Genomic DNA, 278 nt, shown 5'->3' on the forward strand with positions numbered 1-278 from the left:
CCGGCTGGCCGCGCAGAGCCGCCTCAACGCCGGTAAGGCGGCGGGCGACGGCGGAGCACGCGCCGACAGCAATCGCCGCATCGGCGACCACCCCGTCCTCGATCACGAGCCGCGCCGCCGCCATGGCGATCGAGATGACGAGGTAGCGTCGCGCGCCAAGCTTGACGAAGGCCGACGTGCCAGTCGCGGAACGCTTCGGCACGCGGATGGCGGTGACCAACTCGCCTGGCTCCAGCGCCGTGCGTCGATTGCCGAGGATGAACGCGCCGAGCGGTAGA

Annotated in this window: 1 pseudogene; it reads right to left on the reverse strand. The window is 71.6% G+C overall.

The window, feature by feature from the left end:
- Window positions 1-278 (reverse strand): annotated as a pseudogene (locus EN845_RS35155) (xanthine dehydrogenase family protein subunit M); the annotation flags it as partial.

It is taken from the genome of Mesorhizobium sp. M8A.F.Ca.ET.202.01.1.1 (assembly GCF_004791595.1).
Classification (GTDB): Bacteria; Pseudomonadota; Alphaproteobacteria; order Rhizobiales; family Rhizobiaceae; genus Mesorhizobium.